The organism is Sphingobium sp. FG125 (genome assembly GCF_057809795.1).
Map to the genome: position 1 here is coordinate 79,440 of NZ_JBMDKQ010000015.1, position 20,449 is coordinate 99,888.

General features: G+C 58.4%; 17 protein-coding genes and 6 pseudogenes. 12 read left to right on the forward strand and 11 right to left on the reverse strand.

Translation table 11 applies throughout. The annotated features are described in order from the left end of the window. Positions 1-116 precede the first annotated feature (116 nt). Entirely contained in the window at positions 117-1,097 is a 981-nt protein-coding gene (locus ACODSR_RS14740) for a polysaccharide deacetylase family protein (protein ID WP_489077421.1), read from the forward strand. Beyond that, positions 1,094-2,308 (forward strand): carboxylate--amine ligase, encoded by a 1,215-nt coding sequence (locus ACODSR_RS14745; RefSeq protein WP_489077422.1) that lies wholly within the window; start codon positions 1,094-1,096, stop codon positions 2,306-2,308. Before ACODSR_RS14740 ends, ACODSR_RS14745 begins: the two co-directional genes overlap by 4 nt. Here the strand turns inward: ACODSR_RS14745 and ACODSR_RS14750 are convergent. After that, complete coding sequence (locus ACODSR_RS14750) at positions 2,277-2,828, reverse strand: arsenate reductase/protein-tyrosine-phosphatase family protein (RefSeq protein WP_489077423.1); 552 nt, start codon at positions 2,826-2,828, stop codon at positions 2,277-2,279. The two genes, ACODSR_RS14745 and ACODSR_RS14750, sit on opposite strands and share 32 nt — an antisense overlap. A gap of 316 nt (positions 2,829-3,144) precedes the next feature. Here ACODSR_RS14750 and ACODSR_RS14755 point away from each other — a divergent pair, with 316 nt between their 5' ends. Further along, on the forward strand, positions 3,145-3,366 hold the full coding sequence (locus ACODSR_RS14755; RefSeq protein ID WP_489077424.1) for a sugar phosphate nucleotidyltransferase: 222 nt from the start codon (positions 3,145-3,147) through the stop codon (positions 3,364-3,366). A gap of 28 nt (positions 3,367-3,394) precedes the next feature. Then, positions 3,395-4,219 (forward strand): phosphotransferase, encoded by an 825-nt coding sequence (locus ACODSR_RS14760; RefSeq protein ID WP_489077425.1) that lies wholly within the window; start codon positions 3,395-3,397, stop codon positions 4,217-4,219. Between the two features lie 6 nt (positions 4,220-4,225). On the opposite strand, the gene ACODSR_RS14765 is transcribed toward ACODSR_RS14760, so the two are convergent. Then, a complete protein-coding gene (locus ACODSR_RS14765) occupies positions 4,226-4,405 on the reverse strand; it encodes a hypothetical protein (RefSeq protein WP_489077426.1) in 180 nt (59 codons plus the stop codon). Between the two features lie 296 nt (positions 4,406-4,701). Beyond that, on the reverse strand, positions 4,702-5,868 hold the full coding sequence (locus ACODSR_RS14770; RefSeq protein ID WP_489077427.1) for a nucleotide sugar dehydrogenase: 1,167 nt from the start codon (positions 5,866-5,868) through the stop codon (positions 4,702-4,704). Positions 5,869-6,417: 549 nt separating this feature from the next. Between ACODSR_RS14770 and ACODSR_RS14775 the strand changes: the two are divergent. The 3 genes and pseudogenes from ACODSR_RS14775 (at position 6,418) to ACODSR_RS14785 (ending at position 10,004) form a co-directional block, all read left to right on the forward strand. Then, positions 6,418-7,124 (forward strand): annotated as a pseudogene (locus ACODSR_RS14775) (IS5 family transposase). A 254-nt stretch (positions 7,125-7,378) separates the two neighbouring features. Then, positions 7,379-8,464, forward strand: a complete 1,086-nt coding sequence (locus tag ACODSR_RS14780) for a mannose-1-phosphate guanylyltransferase/mannose-6-phosphate isomerase (protein WP_489077428.1) — start codon at positions 7,379-7,381, stop codon at positions 8,462-8,464. Between the two features lie 46 nt (positions 8,465-8,510). Further along, a complete protein-coding gene (locus ACODSR_RS14785; RefSeq protein WP_489077429.1) occupies positions 8,511-10,004 on the forward strand; it encodes a phosphomannomutase in 1,494 nt (497 codons plus the stop codon). Between the two features lie 208 nt (positions 10,005-10,212). Here the strand turns inward: ACODSR_RS14785 and ACODSR_RS14790 are convergent, their stop codons facing one another. The 3 genes from ACODSR_RS14790 to rfbB are packed head-to-tail and all read right to left on the reverse strand — an operon-like array spanning position 10,213 to position 12,318. Beyond that, positions 10,213-11,028, reverse strand: coding sequence for a class I mannose-6-phosphate isomerase (locus ACODSR_RS14790; protein ID WP_489077430.1), 816 nt, complete (start codon positions 11,026-11,028; stop codon positions 10,213-10,215). 40 nt (positions 11,029-11,068) lie between these two features. Further along, the gene (locus ACODSR_RS14795; protein ID WP_489077431.1) at positions 11,069-11,275 is read right to left on the reverse strand and encodes a hypothetical protein; all 207 of its coding nucleotides are present in this window, start codon (positions 11,273-11,275) and stop codon (positions 11,069-11,071) included. Beyond that, the gene (gene rfbB, locus ACODSR_RS14800; RefSeq protein ID WP_489077432.1) at positions 11,272-12,318 is read right to left on the reverse strand and encodes a dTDP-glucose 4,6-dehydratase; all 1,047 of its coding nucleotides are present in this window, start codon (positions 12,316-12,318) and stop codon (positions 11,272-11,274) included. Before rfbB ends, ACODSR_RS14795 begins: the two co-directional genes overlap by 4 nt. A gap of 458 nt (positions 12,319-12,776) precedes the next feature. Between rfbB and ACODSR_RS14805 the strand changes: the two genes are divergently transcribed. The 4 genes and pseudogenes from ACODSR_RS14805 (at position 12,777) to ACODSR_RS14820 (ending at position 14,624) form a co-directional block, all read left to right on the forward strand. Then, entirely contained in the window at positions 12,777-13,499 is a 723-nt protein-coding gene (locus ACODSR_RS14805; protein WP_489077433.1) for a DUF1796 family putative cysteine peptidase, read from the forward strand. Positions 13,500-13,716: 217 nt separating this feature from the next. Beyond that, positions 13,717-13,968: pseudogene (locus ACODSR_RS14810) on the forward strand (IS3 family transposase); the annotation flags it as partial. Between the two features lie 62 nt (positions 13,969-14,030). After that, entirely contained in the window at positions 14,031-14,198 is a 168-nt protein-coding gene (locus tag ACODSR_RS14815; protein ID WP_489077434.1) for a transposase, read from the forward strand. Positions 14,199-14,450: 252 nt separating this feature from the next. Next, complete coding sequence (locus tag ACODSR_RS14820; RefSeq protein ID WP_489077435.1) at positions 14,451-14,624, forward strand: hypothetical protein; 174 nt, start codon at positions 14,451-14,453, stop codon at positions 14,622-14,624. Between the two features lie 361 nt (positions 14,625-14,985). Here the strand turns inward: ACODSR_RS14820 and tnpA are convergent. The 3 genes and pseudogenes from tnpA to ACODSR_RS14835 all read right to left on the reverse strand — a co-directional run bounded on the left by tnpA (position 14,986) and on the right by ACODSR_RS14835 (position 16,887). Then, a pseudogene (gene tnpA, locus ACODSR_RS14825) lies at positions 14,986-15,458 on the reverse strand (IS200/IS605 family transposase). Between the two features lie 488 nt (positions 15,459-15,946). Then, positions 15,947-16,210, reverse strand: coding sequence for an IS66 family insertion sequence element accessory protein TnpB (tnpB, locus tag ACODSR_RS14830; RefSeq protein ID WP_489077436.1), 264 nt, complete (start codon positions 16,208-16,210; stop codon positions 15,947-15,949). A gap of 44 nt (positions 16,211-16,254) precedes the next feature. After that, the gene (locus ACODSR_RS14835) at positions 16,255-16,887 is read right to left on the reverse strand and encodes a DUF1796 family putative cysteine peptidase (RefSeq protein ID WP_489077437.1); all 633 of its coding nucleotides are present in this window, start codon (positions 16,885-16,887) and stop codon (positions 16,255-16,257) included. 538 nt (positions 16,888-17,425) lie between these two features. Here ACODSR_RS14835 and ACODSR_RS14840 point away from each other — a divergent pair. Then, a pseudogene (locus ACODSR_RS14840) lies at positions 17,426-18,513 on the forward strand (IS3 family transposase). A 155-nt stretch (positions 18,514-18,668) separates the two neighbouring features. On the opposite strand, the pseudogene ACODSR_RS14845 reads toward ACODSR_RS14840, so the two are convergent. Continuing rightward, a pseudogene (locus ACODSR_RS14845) lies at positions 18,669-20,058 on the reverse strand (IS66 family transposase). 60 nt (positions 20,059-20,118) lie between these two features. Further along, a pseudogene (locus ACODSR_RS14850) lies at positions 20,119-20,205 on the reverse strand (IS66 family insertion sequence element accessory protein TnpB); the annotation flags it as partial. Positions 20,206-20,449: the final 244 nt, after the last annotated feature.

The following is a 20,449-nucleotide window of genomic DNA, read 5'->3' on the forward strand; positions in this document are numbered from 1 at the left end:
ACGGCCCAGTGCCATCTTTCCAATATGTGACCCATGGGACATATGGGGGAAATATTACTCGTCCTTAACTCCTGACGCCTATTGCTGTCCAATTGCCTCCCCCTGCCGGATCGCCCATGACTGCTCTGCTCATCACCGTCGATACGGAACTGTCCTCCTCGCTGCATCAGCGCGGCCTCAGCCTTGACGAGAATGTCCAGCGCTCGATCTGGGGGCAAGCGCAGGGGCAGGCGCATGGCATTGGCTGGCAGATGGACATGCTCGACCGCCATGGGCTGAAAGGCGTATTCTTCCTCGATCCCTTGCCAGCGCTGGTCCATGGTGCCGATTTCCTGACGCCCATCGTCACCGCTATCGTGGCGCGAGGCCATGAGGTGCAGATGCACATCCACACCGAATGGCTCGCCTGGGCCAAGCAATCGCCGGTCGAAGGACGACAGGGCCGCAATATCGGCGACTTCGTGCTGGACGATCAGATTGTCCTGCTGGGCCTGGCCAAAAGGTTGCTGGAAGAGGCCGGGGCGCCCGTCATCACCGCCTTTCGCGCCGGCAATTTCGGCGCCAATGACGATACGCTGCGCGCCCTTGCCGCGATCGGCGTGGCATGGGACAGTAGCGTCAACCCCGCCTATCTGGGCCGCGACTGCAAGATTGACACCCATCCGGGCGAGATAGGCGCAACCCGCCTGTATGGCATCACCGAATTGCCGGTGTCGGGCATAACCGACCGGCCCGGCAGCTTTCGTCCGGCACAAATTTGCGCCATGTCCGCCGCCGAGATGCGCGTCGGGCTGCGCCATGCCGCGCGCGAGGACCATGACGCTTTCGTCGTCGTCACCCACAGTTTCGAAATGCTGTCGCGCGACCGCCAGCGGGCCAATGACACGGTCAAGGCGCGGTTCGTCGCGCTGTGCCGGGAGGCCGCCCGCCTGCCACAGGTCCGCGGTGCAGGCTTCCACGACCTGCCCGGCGATCTGGCCGATCGCCCCGACCGCAGCCTCACCCGCGTCCCACCCAGCCGGCTGCGCACCGGGCTGCGGGTCGCGCAGCAGGCCTGGGCAACATGGCGCTATGAACATCGGCTTGTGCCTGCGTGACATCATTCCCCGGTGCCATTGTCCTGGGTCTGGAGAACGCCATCGGCCTGACGGTCGTGCGCGAACTGGGCGAGCATGGCGTGCCGGTCCATGGCGTGGCCCGCGAAGCGCACAGCGTTGGCGCAGCCTCGCGCTATTGCACCCAATCGCTGTTACGCCCGCCCGGCCCTGCGGCCCTCTGGCTGCCGAAGATGATCGCCCTGACCGGCGCGGGCGCGGTGTTGGCCGTGTCCGAATCGGACCTGCTGGAACTGGCGGACCTGCCCCCGACGATCGGCGACTGCCACATATTGGTGCCCCGACCAGACCGGCTGGCCAAAGTCATCGACAAATTCTGTACGCTCGACATTGCCGAAAAGGCGGGGCTGCGCGTCCCGCAAACCTGGCAACCGCAGCCGGGCGAGGATTTTGCCGCCCGCATCGCGGCGATGCGCTATCCGCTGGTCGCCAAATGGGCCAATCCCCCGGCGATATTACCGATATTGGAACAGGCGGGGCTGGAATGGCTCAAGACCGAATATATCCGCACCCCGCAGGAGTTGACCGCGCTGCTGGACCGCTATGCGCCGATCGGGCGCTGGCCATTGATTCAGCAATATTGCGGGGGCGTCGGGCTGGGGCAGATGCTGTACATGGAAGATGGGCGCGCGACGTTGCGCTTCCAGCATCGCCGCCTGCACGAATGGCCGCCTGAAGGGGGCATATCCACGCTGTGCCGGGCCGAACCGGCGGAACGGCATGGCGAACAGATGGCGCTGTCGGAACAATTGTTGCGCGCGCTCGACTGGGACGGGCAGGCGATGGTGGAGTATCGCTATGAGCCGGATAGCGGACGCTATTGGCTGATGGAGGTGAATGGCCGCTTCTGGGGCAGCCTGCCGCTTGCCCGCCATTGCGGCGCGCACTTCGCCTGGGAAGCCTATCGCCGCACCGTGCTGGGCCAGCGTGATTTGGCCCCGCCGCCGCGCGACGATCTGCGCGCGCGCTATATGGTGCCGGAAACCAAGCGGCTGGTGCGCCTGTGGATCACCCCGGAGCGAATCGGCGATCCCTTCTTCAAGCGGCGACCGATTAATGATCTGATCGACTATGTGCTGGGCTTTTTTGACCCCGCCACCCGCTATTATGTGCTGACCCTGTCCGATCCACGCCCCTGGATGCGGGACATGACGCAGATGCTCAGGAAAGCCGTGCGCCGGGAAAAGCGCTGACCAGCCGCGCCACCGCCTGTTCGATCCGGGCCAGGCACGTCGCCATATAGCGGTCGTCCAGTCCATAGGGATCTTGCAGATGCGGCAGCATCGGCCGGGTCCAGCGCCCCAGCAACAGCCGCGGCAGATGGTTCAGGCGCGGGTCGGCGGCCAGCCGATGCAATTGCCGCACCTCCATCGCCAGCAGCAGGTCGCCCTCCTGCGGCGCATAGTCGGCCAGGTCGATCGCCCGGTGCTGCGACAGGTCATGCCCCAAAGCGTGGGCGGCAGCGATGGCGGGATCATGCGCGGCGCGGCCAGTGGTGGTCGACAGGCCAAAGGAGGCGGTATTTAGCCCTGCCCGGCGCGCCACGACATCGGCAAAGGCGCTGCGACAGATATTGCCCTGACACACAAAGACCAGCCGCCGCACCTGCGCGGGATCAGCAGCGCGATTGGCAGACAGGCCGAGCGCGAGTTGCGGATAGGACAGGATCAGGCGGACCAACCCGCGCAAAGTGCCGAAACGGGCGCGGATCATCGGCTTGGTCCGAAAAAGGGTGGCGGAGACGGAGTGTTCATAAAGTCTTTTCTAAGAATTTAATAAAAAGGGAGTTGCAAAGATTAAATGCGCTCGGTCCGGTACTGACCCCTTTTCTGCGCGGCGGAGTAGGTTTGGCTGTGACGGAGTGCGACGCGCATGTCATGAATCTCTGTCAAAAAATGAACGCAGGCCACCCGAACTCTTCTAAAAATTTGCTCGAAGTAGCTCCAAGAAAAGCTCGCGCATTGTGGGCGGCGGGTAATCTCTGCATAGCGTTGGCGGTCGCCATGAAATGGCGTCACGGGAAATTTGAATGGATCACGTAACACAGCTGAACCATGATTCCGACATTCGCATCACACCCGTCATTTTGGCGGGTGGGTCAGGCACACGGCAATGGTCGCTGTCCTGCAAATCCTACCCCAAACAGCTCTTGCCACTGGTAGGGGACATCACCCTATTTCAGGCTGTACCCCCTCGCCTGTCGGGTGCAACGGAACATTATGCACCATGCCGGTCGATCGGGCGGACATGATCGTGACCATTGCATCGACGGACACACTATGACCGATCCGATCAAAGAACCGCTTTTGCCGCATGATTTCATCGCCAGCGGCGCGAGCGCCGAACTGTTCGATCTTGGGGGTGGGCAGGTTATCAAGCTGTTCCGCGACAGCGTGTCGGAAGAGATGATCGCGCGAGAGGCACAGACCTCCGTCCATGCGGCGGCAAGCGGCGTGCTGACGGCGGCGGCGATGGGGCGGCGAACGTGGGATGGGCGACGCGGCATTGTCTATCCCCGGCTCGAAGGCGGGACGCTGATGGACTGGATCCGTCGGAACCCGATGCGCGCGCGATGGGCGCTTGGCCAAATGGGCGCTATCCATGGTGCCATGCACCGGGCGAGTGGCGGGAGTTTAAGGTCATTGAAGCAGGTGCTGACGACCGACATCGCCTATGGTCCGGCACCGATCATGGTGCAACGAGCCGTCATCGCCTATCTTGACACGCTACCGGAGGGGGACATGTTGACCCATGGCGATTTTCATCTGGGTAATGTCATGATGACACCAAAGGGAATGATGGTGATCGACTGGTCTAAAGCGGCGGCAGGCCATCCCGCGGCTGATGCTGTGCGATCCGAAATGCTGATGCGTTTTGGCATCGGTCCCACCGATTGGATAACGAACCTGTGGCGGGACTGGGCGGCGGGACGGTTGCGTAAAAGCTATATGGCATCATCCGCCGTGACGGCCCGCGACCTGGATCAATGGCGTCCCGTCGTGGCTCTCGCTTGGCTGCGGGCACGGGACGCAGGTCGGACGCCTGCGTTTATGCACTATCTGGACTGGGCGTTGCAGCGAGTAGGGCTGCCGACATTGCGGTGACCTGAATCATTCGGGCTTTTCGAGCACCGCCAGACTCTGCCAGACAAGCCGATGGTCCGTACCGTCCTTCCGGTTGACAAAGTGCAGTTCGGCGAAACCGACATTGCGAACGAGGGGGCGGATCCAGTCATGATGCAGGAAGGCGTCCCACACCCGATCATGCTCCGCCTCTTCCCGTTCAAGCAAGGAGAAGATCATCTTGCCGCCGGACTTGAATGCGTGAAAGCATCAACTGAAAGACCATATCGATAGCAGCATCGGGCGCGCCAATCGCCAGTGCAAGTGCGGGATCGTCGAGCAGCGTTTTTAGTTCGGTGCGAACGAGCGCTCGATAATCGCGGACGAAATGGCTTTGCGAACCATTACGGACGAACGCTTCCTGCTAAGAAAGCGAGGAAGCCTGATCATGAAAGGCTTCATGCGATATTGGGCCGGAATTTCATATTGATGGATGGAAACTTCGGCAACAGCAAGGGTCGTTGTCAATCCGACCCGAACAGGTCCCGTGTGAAAATTCTGTCCGCGACGTCCTCGATATCGGCCGTCATGCGATTGGCGATGATGACGTCGCATTCCTCTTTGAAAGCAGCGAGATCGCGCACCACCCGCGATCCGAAAAATTGCGGCTCCTGCATCGCGGGTTCGTAGATCACCACCTCGATGCCCTTGGCCTTGATCCGCTTCATGATGCCCTGGATCGAAGATTGCCGGAAATTGTCGGACCCGGCCTTCATCACAAGGCGGAATACGCCAACCTTCTTCGGCCGCTTCGCGATGATCTGGTCGGCAAGGAAATCCTTGCGGGTATGATTGGCATCGACGATCGCGCGGATCAGGTTCTGCGGCACTTCGGAATAATTGGCTAGAAGTTGCTTGGTATCCTTGGGCAGGCAATAGCCACCATAGCCGAAGCTGGGGTTGTTATAATGTGAGCCGATGCGCGGATCGAGGCCGACACCCGTGATGATCTGGCGCGAGTCCATGCCATGCGCGATGGCATAACTGTCCAGTTCGTTGAAGAAGGCGACCCGCATGGCGAGATAGGTGTTGGCGAACAGTTTGATCGCTTCCGCTTCGCTAGGGTCGGTGAAGAGGATCTCCACATCCTTCTTCACCGCGCCCTGCAACAGCAGGTCGGCAAAGATACGCGCGCGGTCCGACCGTTCGCCCACGATGATGCGCGAAGGGTAGAGGTTATCTTGCAGCGCTTTGCCTTCGCGCAAAAATTCCGGGCTGAAAATGACCTGATCGGTCGCCAGGCGCAGGCGGACATCCTCTACGAAACCCACAGGGATGGTCGATTTGATGACGATTGTTGCGGCGGGGTTGATCTGCTTGGCGATCTGAATGACCGCCTCTACCGATGAGGTGTCGAACTTGTTGTTGCCGACATCATAATTGGTCGGCGTGGCGACGATCACATAGTCGGCACCAGTCAGCGCCTGTTCCGGATCGAGCGTGGCGACAAGGTTGAGTGGCCGGGTCGCGAGAAACTCTTCAAGCTCGGCATCGACGATAGGCGATTGGCGCGCGTTGAGCATCTCGACGCGTTCCGGCGTGATATCGACAGCCACGACTTCATTATGCTGTGCGAGCAGGACAGCATTGGACAGCCCGACATAGCCGAGTCCGAAAACTGCGATCTTCATTCTTCGTTCTTCCCCCGCATCATGCGAAAGTGGCAGCGAAATCTTCGCCATTGGGGTGCGAACCCCGTTTCCACGCAAACTTGAACATCAGTCATTTGAGTGCGCGCACCCCTGCTACCGACGCGATCAACTTACAGCCTGTCGTTGGGCGAAGCACAAGCGCAATTTCTCCTCCCTTAGATTTTATCTGTGACCAATGACGTTATCGCATATTAACTGCCTTTCGGTCCTATCTTCATGCATCCATGGGTCAGCGTGCCTTCGATCACCTTACCACCGATCTTTGCGCCGGCAGAACCGGTCGTGCCTATGCGTTTTGTTGAATTTTCCCCGGCCAATATCCGCAATGCTCACCTGCGGCTCGCCTATGCGAAACGGCGGGGCAGGACGGGGTGGTGGCACGACGCAATGCCAAGTTGCTAGGGTCCAAACTCAATCAGCCTCTTGAAAATCTGCGCGCACATTGATTCAAGGAGGCTGCGCTGAAGCAGCAGGTTGTCGGGAATGTCGCGTTCGTTGTTTTGGCTGTCGGATCAAGCATAGGCAGCAATTGAGCCTCATCTGCCGAAGAACCCGCCCGGAGCGCGGCGCGTCGATGACCGGCGGGTGATCTCAGGCATCATCCACATGCTCAAATGCGGTGGCCGCTGGGCGGATTGCCCTTCGGAATATGGCCCTTCGACGACGGTCTATAATCGATGGAACGGTGGAGCCACCGGGGCATCTGGACGCGCATCCTAATAGCACTGACAGAGGAAGGCTGGATCGCGGAAACGGGTCAGATCGACAGCAGCTATATCAAGGCTCACCGCTCTGCTGGTGGCGCAAAAGGGGGGCGCGGGCCAATGCCATTGGCATCTCGCGTGGCGGCAGGACAACGAAAATCCACGCTCTTGTCGATGTCCTCGGACGGCCCCTCCGCCTCGTCCTGACGCCCGGCAACACCTCGGATGTGAAAGGGGCCGACCTACTGATCAGCGAAACAGCAGGAATGAAACGGGTGATCGCCTACCGTGGCTACGATGCGAACCGCATCAGGGCTGCCCTGCGTGAGCAGGGAACGATCCCAGTGATCCCAGGTCGATGGAACCGCAAGCGCCCAATCCAATATGACCAACGCCGCTACAAGGACGGTTGGCGGGTCGAAGCGATGTTCTGCCGCCTCAATCCGCCGCATCGCTACCCGTTACGACAAGCTCGCCAGGAACTTCCTCTCAGCCGTGAGCCTCGAGGCTGCCGTCGCCTTCTGGCTCTGAACGACTCTCGACCCTAGTCCAAGGCGGCACGAGTGGAGCGGAAAATCCTCTTTACAACCCTCGCAACCTGCCTGTCTGAACAGGCTAATTTGACCAATCGTTGGGGTTCGATAACGATCGGCCGTGCAGTGATTGCGGTGCCAAAGCGCATTTTTTGGACTTGGCAAGCTTGCACTTTACGCCCATGAAACCCGCATCGTTCGTGGGATAATGCCACATAACGGCGAAATATCATTACTTATTTCAGGCGAGACATGGCCAACAACATCATGAATATCGTTCCTGTCATCCTGTCGGGAGGATCGGGTACGCGGCTTTGGCCCGTTTCCAAGCCTGAACATCCCAAACAGTTGCTGCCGTTGACCGCCGACGAAACCATGCTTCAACTGACTGCCGTGCGCGTACAAGGCTTTGATGCGGCATCAATAGGTCGTCCAATCCTTGTAGCGAACACCGCGCATGCCGATATTATCGACGAACAACTTCACCAAAGCGGTATCGACGATTATCAGGTCATCCTGGAGCCGATCGGCCGCAATACCGCGCCCGCGATCGCTCTTGCCGCTCTGGAGGCGCAGCCGGACGATGCCTTGCTGGTGATGCCGAGCGATCATGTCATCGCCGATCTGCCCGCGTTCCACGCAGCCATCGCTTGCGCCTTGCCTCTGGTGGAACAAGGATGGCTGGTAACCTTTGGTATCACGCCCGACGGCCCAGAAACCGGTTATGGCTATATCCAGATCGGGCAGTCCTGCGGCGACGCGGTGCATGAGGTCGTGCGCTTCGTCGAAAAGCCCGATGTCGCCAGTGCGCAAAAGATGCTGGCAGAGGGTAATCATGTCTGGAACGCAGGCATCTTCCTGTTTCGCGCTGACGCCTACCTCGCCGCCATGGAGCGGCATCAACCGGATATGCTGGCGGCCGTTCGGACGTCGATGACGCAGGCCAAGCGTGATGGTGCGCATGTTTTTCCCGACGCCATGGCCTTTCATGCCTGTCCTTCGGACTCGATCGACTATGCGATCATGGAACGCGAAGCGCATGTCGCCTGCGTCCCGGTCGCCATGGGTTGGTCGGATGTAGGGAGTTGGGATTCCCTACACACCATCAGCGCCAGAGATGCCGGCGACAATGCTGTTCGCGGTAACGCACTGCTGTTGGGAACCAGCAATTGCCTGGTCCATAGCGACGGTCCGCGCGTCACGCTCGTCGATATAGACGATATGATCGTAGTCGTGTCACAGGGCGAAGTCATGATCCTCAAGCGCGGTGAATCCCAGAAGGTGCGCAAGGTGACCGAAGCGCTCAAGGCTCTGGCCGCCGCGACATCCTCACACTGATTTTCCATCGCATGGCCGCCCTGATATGTGCGGCATGGAGAGATTCATGACGCAATCCGTTTCCATCGCTGATCTGATGGCGCAGTCGGGCGTCGCGTTCGGCACCAGTGGCGCGCGCGGCCTGGTCAGCGCCATGACAGACCGGGTCTGCTTTGCCTATACCGCCGCCTTCCTCCAGCATCTGAGCGCCATCGGGCAGTTTGCGCCGGGCGTCCATGTGGCGATCGCAGGTGATCTGCGCCCGTCCAGCCCGCGCATCATGGCGGCCTGCGCGGCGGCGGTGCGCCATATGGGCGGGGAGGTCGATCTGTGCGATTTTGTGCCGTCGCCGGCCGTGGCGGCTTACGGGTTCGCGCGGGGCATCCCGTCGCTGATGGTGACGGGCAGCCATATTCCCGACGACCGCAACGGCATCAAGTTCAACCGCATCGATGGCGAGGTGCTGAAACCCGACGAGCTGGCCATTCGCGCGCAGAGCGTGACATTGCCCGACCTGTTCGATGGGGACGGGATGCTGAAGGATGCGCAGCCCGCAGCGCGACAAGTGGACGTCGAGACCGCCTATATTGCGCGCTATGTCGATTTCTTCGGTGGGCAGGCTCTGGCCGGACTGAAACTGGGCATATATGAGCATTCCGCCGTCGGCCGCGACATATTGGTCGCCCTGGTCAAGGCGCTGGGCGGGGATGCGGTGTCGCTGGGGCGGTCCGACCGTTTCATTCCCGTCGATACCGAGGCGGTTCGCCCCCAGGACCAGGCGCTGGCGCGGGAATGGTCGGCGGCGCTCAAGCTGGACGCTATCCTGTCCACCGACGGAGATTCCGATCGGCCCTTGCTGGCCGATGAGAACGGCCTGTGGATGCGCGGCGATGTGCTGGGCATGTTGAGTGCGCGGGCGCTAGGGATCGGTGCCATTGCAACGCCGGTCAGTTGCAACAGTGCGGTTGAATTGTCGGGCCTGTTTGCGGCCGTGCGACGGACCCGGATCGGGTCGCCCTTCGTGATCGAGGCGATGAACAGGCTGGTTGCAGAAGGACAGGAAAGCGTCTGCGGCTATGAGGCCAATGGCGGTTTTCTGATCGCCACACCGGTCGAGACGGAAGGGCGCATTCTGCCTGCGCTGCCGACGCGCGACGCGGTATTGCCGATCCTGTCGGTGCTGGTGGATGCGCGCCGCCGCGGCGTGACGCTATCCATGCTTCAGGCGCAGTTGCCGGCGCGCTATACGTTCAGCGAGCGGCTGGAGAGTTACCCGACGGCGCAGAGCCAGGCGCTGATCGCGCATCTGGAGCAAGGGAGCGAGGCGGCCATATTGGCGCGGCTGACCGCCATGTTTGGGGCGCTGGCTGGTGAAGCGGACAGGATCGATCGGACCGATGGGTTGCGCATCCATTTTACCGACGGCGACATCATCCATCTGCGGCCGAGCGGCAATGCGCCGGAACTGCGCTGCTACACCGAAAGCGACAATGCGCAGCGGGCAACAACCCTCAACGAGCAGGCTCTGAAACTGGTCCGCGATTACACTATCGCGGCCTGACGCGCTATCGGCTGAAAAGTCGACAGCGAGTTGGACAATGACTCGTTGTTTGCGCAACATCAAATCATTGTAAATCAACGATTTTCTGTCTCAGCCCTGTCCCAGATGTAACGGTCATAATCCTATTTATCTTTATAGTCAGGGACTTGTGGACATCGGCCGGTCGCCCATCATGCGCACAGATGGGGAGCGGCCAATATCCGCCGGTTCAGCGCGGAATGGCGAGCAGGGCAGATACCGGTCCTGCCGTCAGGGTGAAGATGCACTCGCCCTCCAGCAGCAGGCAATCGCCCTTTTCCCAAGGGAGACCATTGACCATGCCTGCGCCGGTCAGCGGTGTGAACCATAGCAGCTTGCCGTCGGGCAAGGAGAGGCTTTGATCCGTCGTCCAATGCACCAGATCGAGTGAGAAGGGCGCTTCGCTGTCGGCGATCAGCCGGGCTTCCCTGCCCAGGGGCGCTTCTGTCAGGGCGCGATCATAGGGCTGGAGGCGGCTGACGGCAGCACCATCGTCCAGATGCAGTTCACGGGGACGGCCATAGTCATAGAGCCGATAGGTGAGGTCGGCATTTTGCTGGATTTCGGCAAGCGTGATGCCGGCGCCGATCGCATGGACGGTGCCGGCCGGAATGAAATAGCAGTCGCCCGGTTTCACCGGCTTCCAGTCGATCCACTGTTCCAGCGATCCGTCCTGCGCCGCCGCCCGGAACTGGTCGAGGGACATGGGGGCCGTCAGGCCGATACCCAGGGTCGCACCCGGTTCGCAATCAAGGATATACCAGATTTCCTCCTTGCCGCGCGCCAGTCCCTTGGCCCTGGCCTGCGCGTCGTCGGGATGCACCTGGATCGACAGCCGTTCGCTGGTGAAGATATATTTGACGAGCAGCGGCAGGTCGCGCCCATCGGCGCTTTCGAACCACACCTCCCCGATCTGCCGCCCAGCGCCAGCGGCGAAGAGCGACGGGAGATCGGTTCGGCCCCACGGTTTTTCGACATAGTGGGGGGAAAGCTTTTGTGTCAGCATGATATCCTACGGGTTCTAGCGCTTTTAGCTCTCTTTAGCGTCAGTTTCCGCATGAACCAAACCCCATGTAGATTGCGATCACCTCCAGACTGGCGATGTTCAGGCCAGGGCGCATTTTCAGGATATCATAAGATCGTTGGCCCGCGCCATTGATGCCAACATAAACGGCAGCGGTTACGCTGAGACTGGATATGACGATGTTGAAAGCAGAAAGCATCCAGCCGTCTGGGGGCTGTTCAATCTTCATATGTTCAGACCCAGCCTCTGCCCGTCATAATGTTCGCGCAGCGGCTGCCACCACCACTTGTTTTCCAGATACCAGCGCACCGTCTTTTCGATGCCGCTGTCGAAATTCTCCTGCGCGCGCCAGCCCAGTTCATTCTCCAGCCTGGTCGCATCGATCGCGTAGCGGGCGTCATGGCCGGGACGGTCGGTGACATGTTCGATCAGCTCCGCACGCGGCGCATTGGTCGGCACCAGCTTGTCCAGTACGGCGCAGATCCGCAGCACCACGTCGATATTCCGGCGCTCGTTGCGACCGCCGACATTATAGGTTTCGCCCGGTTCGCCGCGTTCGATGATGAGGTTCAGCGCGCGGGCATGATCGTCGACATAGAGCCAGTCGCGGATATTGTCGCCCTTGCCATAGATGGGCAGCTTGCGGCCCTCCAGCGCGTTGATGATCGTCAGCGGGATCAGCTTTTCGGGGAAATGATACGGCCCGTAATTGTTCGAGCAGTTCGACACCAACACCGGCAAGCCGTAGGTGCGCTGCCAAGCCTTGGCGAGATGATCGGACGCTGCCTTGGACGCTGAATAGGGCGAGCTGGGGTCGTAGGCGGTGGTTTCCTTGAACAGGCCTTCATCACCCAGCGAGCCATAGACTTCGTCGCTCGATACGTGGAGAAAGCGGAAGGCGGCCTTCGCATCGCCCTCGAGCCTGTTCCAATGGGTACGCGCGGCCTCCAGAAGGGTGAAGCTCCCCACGATATTGGTCTGGATGAAATCAGCCACGCCACTGATCGATCGGTCGACATGACTTTCGGCGGCCAGATGCATGATGCGGTCGGGGCGGAAACCGGCAATCGCCGCGTCCATCGCCGCGCGATCGCAGATATTGGCGTGCACGAGCTGGTGGCTGTTCCTGCCTTCCACTGCCTTCAGCGAGGCTTGGCAGCCGGCATAGGTCAATGCATCGATGGTCAGGACATCATAGCCCCTTTCCAGCACCAGATAGCGGACAAGTGCCGATCCGATGAAGCCGGCGCCGCCGGTGACGATTACCCGCATGGGTTAGTTGCTCCAGCTGAAATAGGCAGGAAGATCGAAATAGCCCCGCTCGTCGTCAATATGACGGGGCAGAATCGCGATGCCCGAAACGTCCAAGCCTGAATTTTCATCGGCTTGCAAGGCACCAGATCGAACGATGAACAGGTGCTTCCATCAGACGCAATGCCGATACTGGCCTGCAAACACCGTTCTAGGGGTGCTCACACTGCCGCAGCCTCGCTATCGGTATGCGACGCCTCCCCACAAAAAATATGGACTGCCGATTGGCTCGGTAATATCATGGAGTTGCATCGTTTACCAAGCCAGTGGCAGATCTCTTGATCATTAAATTGCTAATTACGCTAAAACAAAAATTCTGTTGGAGTGATTTGAAATTTGTTTCGTAGCCGTCGATGTAAATCGACAACAGATCGCTGACTTATCACAAGAATATTTTAAAGTTACATAAGGATACGGTTTTGGGTATTTCAATTATTAGCTTGGGTGCATGGTGCAGGCCAGCGTGGCAAGTTCGCAAGCATTTTTCGAACGATGTCGCATATCCATTTGATTGGAATATCACGTCTTTTTCGGCGCTCATGCACGTTCTACATCCGGCGTTTGATCCTGCGGCTCAATTATGTGTCGAAGATTGCTATGTGAATCCACTCGGATCGGTCACCGATGGCCGCTCAGGCTGGATACACCACCATGATCTACCTGCTTCGGCCGTTGGCGGCTTTCCCGGCAGCGTCGTCATGTCTGACAAACCAGAGACGCTCGAACTGCTGAAAAATACCAGGGAAAGATCCGCCTATCTGTTTCAACGCATGCGGCAACATTGCCGATCCAACCCGGTCATTTTTCTGCGATGGATTCGTCAAGGGCATCCCGATTGGGAGTTCCCTGCCGCATTCGAAGGTGAAACCCCAGGCTTGCTGCATCAGCGCCTGAAGGAATTTTGCCATCATGACGACGTACGCACCCTGTATGTCGTTAGTTCAGACGTTAAAGGCAAAGAAGAGATGCCGTCACGTTTCAATATCACGCCTACATCCTACGGCGCATTTGTGCATCTGTTCGAACAGGTGGAAAATTTCCCACCTGAAGCATGGACCGGGGATGAACAGAGCTGGTCAAGCATGCTTGGCAAGATCAGTGAAGATTATCTGGGATTGACCGAAAAGGTCATCACGGCCTGATTTGTCATGGCGATATTGAGGATGCGTATCTGACGAATCGCGACGATGGTGCAGCATCAGTTGATTGTTCAGCCTGTTTCACCGCGGTTCCATCTCTGATGGGCATGCCAGATCATGCCCACAGCCTGCTATGGCATCGCTGAAGTGTCTCCCGTGCAGGTGAACAAATCTGCCGATCCGGGGATGGAGCCATATCCGACCGACATTTGCGACATCGCATTGGGCCGCGCTCATCTGGCCTCACAATCTTGAGCACTCGATGATCCGACGCGGCAGCTGCCACGACAATGCCGTCGTGGAGAGCTTCTTATCGTCGCTCAAGCGTATCCGACGCCGCACCTACAAAACAAGCGAGGAAGTTTGGCATGACCTGTTCGATTACATTGAGATGTTCTATAATCCGATCCGCAATCAGGTCAGGAACGGGATGCCGTCACCCGTCGAGTTAGGTTTCGTGGACAAAGGTTGACATTAGGTTCGCTGCTTTATTCAACGCTGACTTTTGGAGGTAGCGTTGGGTGAGCGGATCGGGTGTCGGATGCGGAATGGGCAATCATCGGCCCGCTGTTACCTCCTGAGCATGGTCGCGGCTGCCGGCCCGCGCAGGATAACCGACAGTATTTCGAAGGGATGATGTGGATCGCCCGGACATCCGAGGTGTTGCCGGGCGTCAGGACGAGGCGGAGGGGCCGCATTTAGCCGGCGCATCACGCTACCGCAGTTCATTTCTGATGACGAAGCTATTGATCCGCCGATCATCGATACGCGGCCCCCATGCGACGGTAGAAAATGCGGCTCGATCCGGCGCATCTGCGCCTCCTAACGCCGCCATTGAATCAACCGATTGACATCTCTGTAAATAACTTAATAATTCCTGAGTCTATGTGCCTCCGATACTGAGGATGAACTTCTGAAGAGCGCCGCGCGTCTAGTGTTGGGGAAATCTGCTATATGGAGACGACGATGCCCGATGATGTCAGCGCCGCTCTGGAGCGGTTTCAGAATTTCCTTGGCGGATATGCAGAGCAGGTAATTGATGAGGAGAGCGGCTTTAGCTGGGCAGACGGAATGCTGCTGATTGGCGAAGTCGAAATATCGACGGCTCATGATCGGTCGATCGACTGAACATACGCAATTGGGCGGCCGATCGCGCGGTCGCCGCCGCCTTATGCAACGAGATCATCGTCCAGCAGTTGAAGCACTATGGTCAACCGAGATCCTGATAGCCCGGATTATCGCTTTCTGATGTTCGCCGTACTCGTGGGTGCGGTTCTGGCTATAGTGACGGGAATCTTCAGCTTCTATTGAATCACGGCTTCAGCGTCGAGGCCGGCGCGACAGCGTCGTCGAACCAGAGTCCGCCAAGTGCGGTGTTGAGTTTCGCTAATTCGTGGCTGACACAACTCGCGTCGCCACAGCTGTGACCGAGACGGTCAGATCTTCCAAAAAAATGGACTGAATGACTGATCGGCTGACGCCGTTAGGATCAAGGCGAGGGGCTGACGCCGCTTTTGTGGCCATGTTTGTCCAGGTAACGCAGGATAGTGTCATCGGTGATGTTGCTGGATGTAATCGAGAAGTAGCCGCGCTGCCAGAAGCGTTGGCCCCAGTAGCGCTTGCGGATATGCTAGAACTCCTGCTGGATTTTGCACGATGACCACCCCCCTTCGACAGGCTCAGGACAGGCTCAGGACAGGCTTGGCCCGGCGCACGAAGTCGCTGACCGAGACGTGCGGGGGTATCTCGGCGAACATGTGGACGTGATCGCGCGAAAGCACGCCGTGAACGATCGTCACGCCCATTTCGGCACAGACCTGTCGGATCATCTCGCGAACCCGCAGATGCACGTCGCCATGCAACACCTTGAACCGATTTTGAGCTGCGCTGAACTGCGTTTCGGTGCCCAGCGAGATGATAGCGACAATGAAATGTTGTGTGACAACCGCTGCTATAGCCCATAGCCTGCTATCCTCGGAAAAAGTGAACTATCGCCCTTTGGGCTGTTCACTTTTTCCGAGGATAGCAGGCTACTGGCCGAGTCCGGGGCTGAAGCCAGTATCCGACTGAAGTCGGAGGGGTTGCTCCTTATGGAGGACTCTAAAAGATCCCACGATACCACATTATTATCGGCGATCCCCGCGATTCGTACTGATATGCTCCCGTCGGTCGATCCGACTCGACGGTCGATGCGTTAGTGAAGCCCAGCACAACACCGCCCAGCGATACATCAAAGCTCACCGTCTACATTCGGCGCATCGCGTCGATTTCATACCGGATGATCGCGAGATCAAAATTGATCGTGTTGCGACCGGTTGCAATGATGACGTTTGTCTTGTGGCGGAAGAATATATCGGCCCGCGCCGTCCAATTGGGCGGGATCGCGATGGCGGTGCCGGCCGTCTCGCGATACCAGTTGCAGCTGCCGTCAGAGGTGCACTGGAGCGTTCTCAGACCACCGGGTGATCAGCCAAGCGGCAGATTTCGCGCCATCCGGCTAAGGCGCGTCTGCCCCGATCGTGCCAGTTGATCTTGCGGAGATCGCCGCGCCGTCCCGTGAAAATGTAGAGATCACCGACGAATGGATCGCGCTCGAAACTGTGCTGCACCTGCAAGGCCAGGCTGCGCCTGCCGCGCCGTATGTCCGTGTGCCACGTTGCGATCCATGTCCGGTTTTGGCCATGAGCGTTCGATTGTGCGGGCTTAGCTTTCACACCATCCAATTGGGCAAAAGGCTATACAAACGCAGTTGATCGCATCATTGAAACGGTATGACGATATCTGACTTTTTTTTCTGAAACGGTCGATCCGTCAGATGAGCGGCCATCAGAATTTCCGCCCAGTGGTCCGCATGCCCAAGTCCGTCATGGCCCGAATTGGGCACACGCAAATCAATAATCCGGCTATCTCCGGAGACCGCGCTACCAAGGTCATGCTCATTTACGCACGCTAAAGAAAAGTTCAAACTAGGATAGATACTTTGTAACTTTTCACAAAGAGATATTGCCTCTCCACCATTTATATCTCGACGTATAAAACAGATTTTTTCTGAACTATGTTGATAACTATTAAAACGATTTTTGAAGTGATTAAACTTTTCTTTTACGCAATCGAGGTCGTCCAGAAAATTATGCGGTATCTCATGACGCTCATTCCTTCTAAATACATGACCATATTGGATGCCTGTCCGCCTGTTATTGACAAAATTCTTGTCTTCTTGTCGGTACAAATCCTGGCCATCCATGAGGCCTTCAAAGTTCTGGTTGAGTGCCATCATGAGGCCTTCGAATGGCGTTATGAGCCAATCAAAATAGTCAGAGCCTACCTGCGAGGTGTGCAGGCGTATTTGAAAACCAACTTCGCAGGCCCGACCAAGTGAAACTAAACGCATGCCATTTTCCCGTTTTGCGGACTGTCCAGTGAAATTAACAGCTAAACATATAGTGAACAAGCAAGAGATGTCCACTTCAGTTTGTAATTTTTCCTATGTCATCGAAGATAGTGAAGGTATATGTTTACATCAAAGGATAAAGAAAAATATTTTATACCTTTGATCTTGATCGTGATCATCCCCGCTACTGCATTCAGTTTTACTTTTAATTTCCGAACGAAAGCGTAACGATTGGCTTCCCGGGCGAGGATGGTCTCACCGGCATAGTGCCGTGTACACTTGGTCCGTACGGGCGATCTTCAGCATCTCCCGGCAGAGTTTCGTGAACTCACCCAACAGAGTGGCTCGCGCTGCCAGCATTCGGCAGACCACCCTTGATAATGTGGCGTGTCCTGTGATCAGCTCCGGAATGCACGCCTCGAAACGACCACGCTGACCTCGCCAACTGCCAACCTGTAGCCGTTCAGAATACCCAGCATGGCCTGCTGCCGGTTTGGTGAACACCAAGATAAGGTGCTTACCAGTCTGGAGGACATGAATGGAGCGAAGGAAGTTTAGCCGTGAGTTCAAGATCGAAGCGGCGAAAATGGTCAGCGATCGTGACGTGAGCGTGGCGCAGGCCTCAAGAGATCTGGATGTGCATCAAACGGTGCTGCGTAAATGGGTGAAGGAGTTTTCCGGATCGCCCCGTGATGCGTTTCCGGGCCATGGCCAGATGAAGCCGGAACAGCAGGAGATACAGCGGCTACGCCGCGAAGTGGCCAAGCTCAAGGCGGAGCGCGACATACTAAAAAAGCCGCGGCCTACTTCGCGAAGGCCTCGATATGAGATTTGCCTTCATCACGAAACACCGAGGGATATGGCCGGTATCGTGGATTTGCGGAGGGCTCGGCGTCTCGCGCAGTGGCTTTCATGCCTGGCTTGCCCGTGCGTCGTCAGCGCCGGCGCAGAGCGATGTGGAGGTCGGCGGAAAGGTCAGGACTAGCTTCAAGCTGAGCGATCGAACCTGTGGCGCACGTCGTGTCTGGCATGACGTGCTGCTGAAGGCATCTCTTGCGGCTTGCATCGTATCGAGCGGCTCATGCGTCAGCAGGGTCTTCGAGCACGACCGCGCCGCCGTGATCTGCCAAAGGACAATGGCGAACGATCAGTCATCGCTGACAATGTCCTGGATCGCCAGTTCGCTGCGGTCATCGACCTGTTCTCCCGCCGGGTGGTGGCCCTTCGACAGGCTCAGAAGGTCGATGAGCGCCACCATGAACGGCCCAACTCGTGACGGGTTCCCTGATCATGGCGATCTGGCGTCGTGGCAAGCCCGATGCCCTGTTGCATCACTCGGATCGGGGTAGCCAATATACCAGTGAGCAGTTCCAGCGTCTGATGAAGGACAATGGCGTCACCTCTTCCATGAGCCGGTCCGGCACCTGTTGGGACAATGCCGCGATGGAAAGCTTCTTCTCATCCTTCAAAACAGAGCGGATCAGGAGGAAGGTCTACCGATCGCGAGATCAAGCCCGAGCCGATGTGTTCGATTATATCGAGAGATTTCATAATCCGACACGCCGACACTTGACCCTGGGGTATCTCAGCCCCATCGACTTCGAGCGGGAAGCCGGTGTAGCTTGAATGAGCTTATCTTGGTGGCCAACAAACCGCCAGCAGGCCAATCATATTGGTGCCTGAAGGGGGCGAACTCGAGATTGACGTGCGCGGTGATCTGGCGGGCATCCTCTCGGTAAGCGTGGCCTGAGTGCCGCGGTTCGGTCGGCTTCGGCGATTACCTAATTATCTGGCTGCCATTTCCACGGCATGAGTTCGTCCCAGCGGGCAGCAGGCCAGTCGGCAGCGATCTTGGCGATGACATCGGCGACATAGGCCTGGGGTTCTAGGCCATTGAGCTTGGCGGTCTCGATAACGGTGTAGATGGCAGCAGCCCGATCGCCGCCTGCCCTTGAGCCTGCGAACAACCAGTTTTTGCGACCCAGGGGCACGCAGCGCATGGCGCGTTCGGCTATGTTGTTATCGATTTCCAGACGTCCATCATCGAGAAAGTGCGTCAGAGCGACCCAGCGCTTGCGACCATAGGCAATGGCCTTGGCCACATCGGATTTGGGCGAAAGGCGGCGCGTTGCATCGTCGAGCGCCTCGCGCAGTTCGTCGATCAATGGCTTGGTGCGGTCCTGCCGGCTTCGTCGTCGGATATCGGGCTGATGACCGCGAACCTCTGCTTCGATCTCATAGAACTGACCGATACGCTCCAGCAGATCGGTGGTGAGCGGCTTCGGCTTGGTCGCATGAATATAGAATATCTTGCGCTGGGGATGTGTGCCGGTGCGATCGGTGGTGAACTCATACCAGACCATTGGTGGGGTCGTTGCCCCAGAATCCCGATCATCGACCCCATAGGCCCGGAGCCTATCGTCGGTATGGATCTTCGAGGCTGTCAGGCCGACGTCGCGGATGCGGCTGATGATCGGGTCGAGGAGCACCGATGCTTGCCCGACCCAGCCTGCCAGCGTTGAGCTGTCAATCTCGATGCCCTGCGCAGCCATAATCCAGGCTTGACGGTAAATTAGCAGATGATGATCGAACTTGGAAGACGACGACATGGGCCAGCGTGCCAAAAGTCGCCTTGCACCGGGCGATCGCCTTTACCGGCGCGGGCGCCTGCACGATCTTCTCACAGGTCCTGCAGCTATATTTGGGACGGATGACGCGCCACTGCACCGGCACAGCATCGAGCATCTCATCGCTGTCCTGTTCCAGCGACCGCAGCGCACCGCCGCAGTCGGGACAGGTGCAGTTACCCTGCTCAGGCTCGATCCGCTGTTCCTCGCGCGGCAGATGGGCGGGCAGCGCGCGAACCGGTGATGGCCCAACGACGGCCACCGGATCGCCTCGACGCGCGGCGGCGGCGATGGCCTCGCCTTCGAGTTCTTCAGGGGCCAGCGCAAGCTGGGCAATCTGGGTATCGAGCTTCTCCGACGACTTGCCGAACTGCATCCGCCCTTCGACTTCGCTCAGGAGAGCCTTGAGGCGTGCAATCTGCACGCACAGCGTATCAATCAGGATGTCGCGGGCGGAAATATCAGCGTGAGCAGCCGCCAATGTAGCTTAAAGCTCGGCGAACCGAGCATCTTTATCAGGGGTGAAAAGGCCTGCGTCCGACACCGCGATTATATAGCAGATCGGTGGTGGCAATGCTAATAAAAGTGCCAGAAAATGGGCGTTTCACCCCGCCAATGAAGGGATGAAAGTACGTTCAGGTCGCCGCCAGTCGATGCCTTCCAATAGCATCGAAAGCTGGGCTGCGGTCAGCGTGGGCGCTCGGCTTCACCTCGCCCCCCTCTCCTAGACTGGAGTTGCCTCCAACCAACCCTCCCCGCCGGGCAGGGTAGATGAGTCACAATCATCGCACGTTGGTATCAGGCCCCGCTTACAAAAAACCCGCCTCAAGGTCGGGTTCTTCGAAGGCTGCTGCCCCCTGTGGAGGATTACAATTTCAGTTGGTTGCGGGAGTAGGATTTGAACCTACGACCTTCAGGTTATGAGCCTGACGAGC

Coding starts and splice junctions, on each gene's coding strand:
- ACODSR_RS14795 (WP_489077431.1), bottom strand. CDS start 11,275: ATGAAGATTGAACAGCCCCCAGACGGCTGGATGCTTTCTGCTTTCAAC.
- ACODSR_RS14780 (WP_489077428.1), top strand. CDS start 7,379: ATGGCCAACAACATCATGAATATCGTTCCTGTCATCCTGTCGGGAGGA.
- ACODSR_RS14820 (WP_489077435.1), top strand. CDS start 14,451: ATGGAGACGACGATGCCCGATGATGTCAGCGCCGCTCTGGAGCGGTTT.
- ACODSR_RS14770 (WP_489077427.1), bottom strand. CDS start 5,868: ATGAAGATCGCAGTTTTCGGACTCGGCTATGTCGGGCTGTCCAATGCT.
- ACODSR_RS14785 (WP_489077429.1), top strand. CDS start 8,511: ATGACGCAATCCGTTTCCATCGCTGATCTGATGGCGCAGTCGGGCGTC.
- ACODSR_RS14740 (WP_489077421.1), top strand. CDS start 117: ATGACTGCTCTGCTCATCACCGTCGATACGGAACTGTCCTCCTCGCTG.
- ACODSR_RS14790 (WP_489077430.1), bottom strand. CDS start 11,028: ATGCTGACACAAAAGCTTTCCCCCCACTATGTCGAAAAACCGTGGGGC.
- ACODSR_RS14755 (WP_489077424.1), top strand. CDS start 3,145: ATGGATCACGTAACACAGCTGAACCATGATTCCGACATTCGCATCACA.
- ACODSR_RS14750 (WP_489077423.1), bottom strand. CDS start 2,828: ATGATCCGCGCCCGTTTCGGCACTTTGCGCGGGTTGGTCCGCCTGATC.
- rfbB (WP_489077432.1), bottom strand. CDS start 12,318: ATGCGGGTAATCGTCACCGGCGGCGCCGGCTTCATCGGATCGGCACTT.
- ACODSR_RS14835 (WP_489077437.1), bottom strand. CDS start 16,887: ATGCGTTTAGTTTCACTTGGTCGGGCCTGCGAAGTTGGTTTTCAAATA.
- ACODSR_RS14760 (WP_489077425.1), top strand. CDS start 3,395: ATGACCGATCCGATCAAAGAACCGCTTTTGCCGCATGATTTCATCGCC.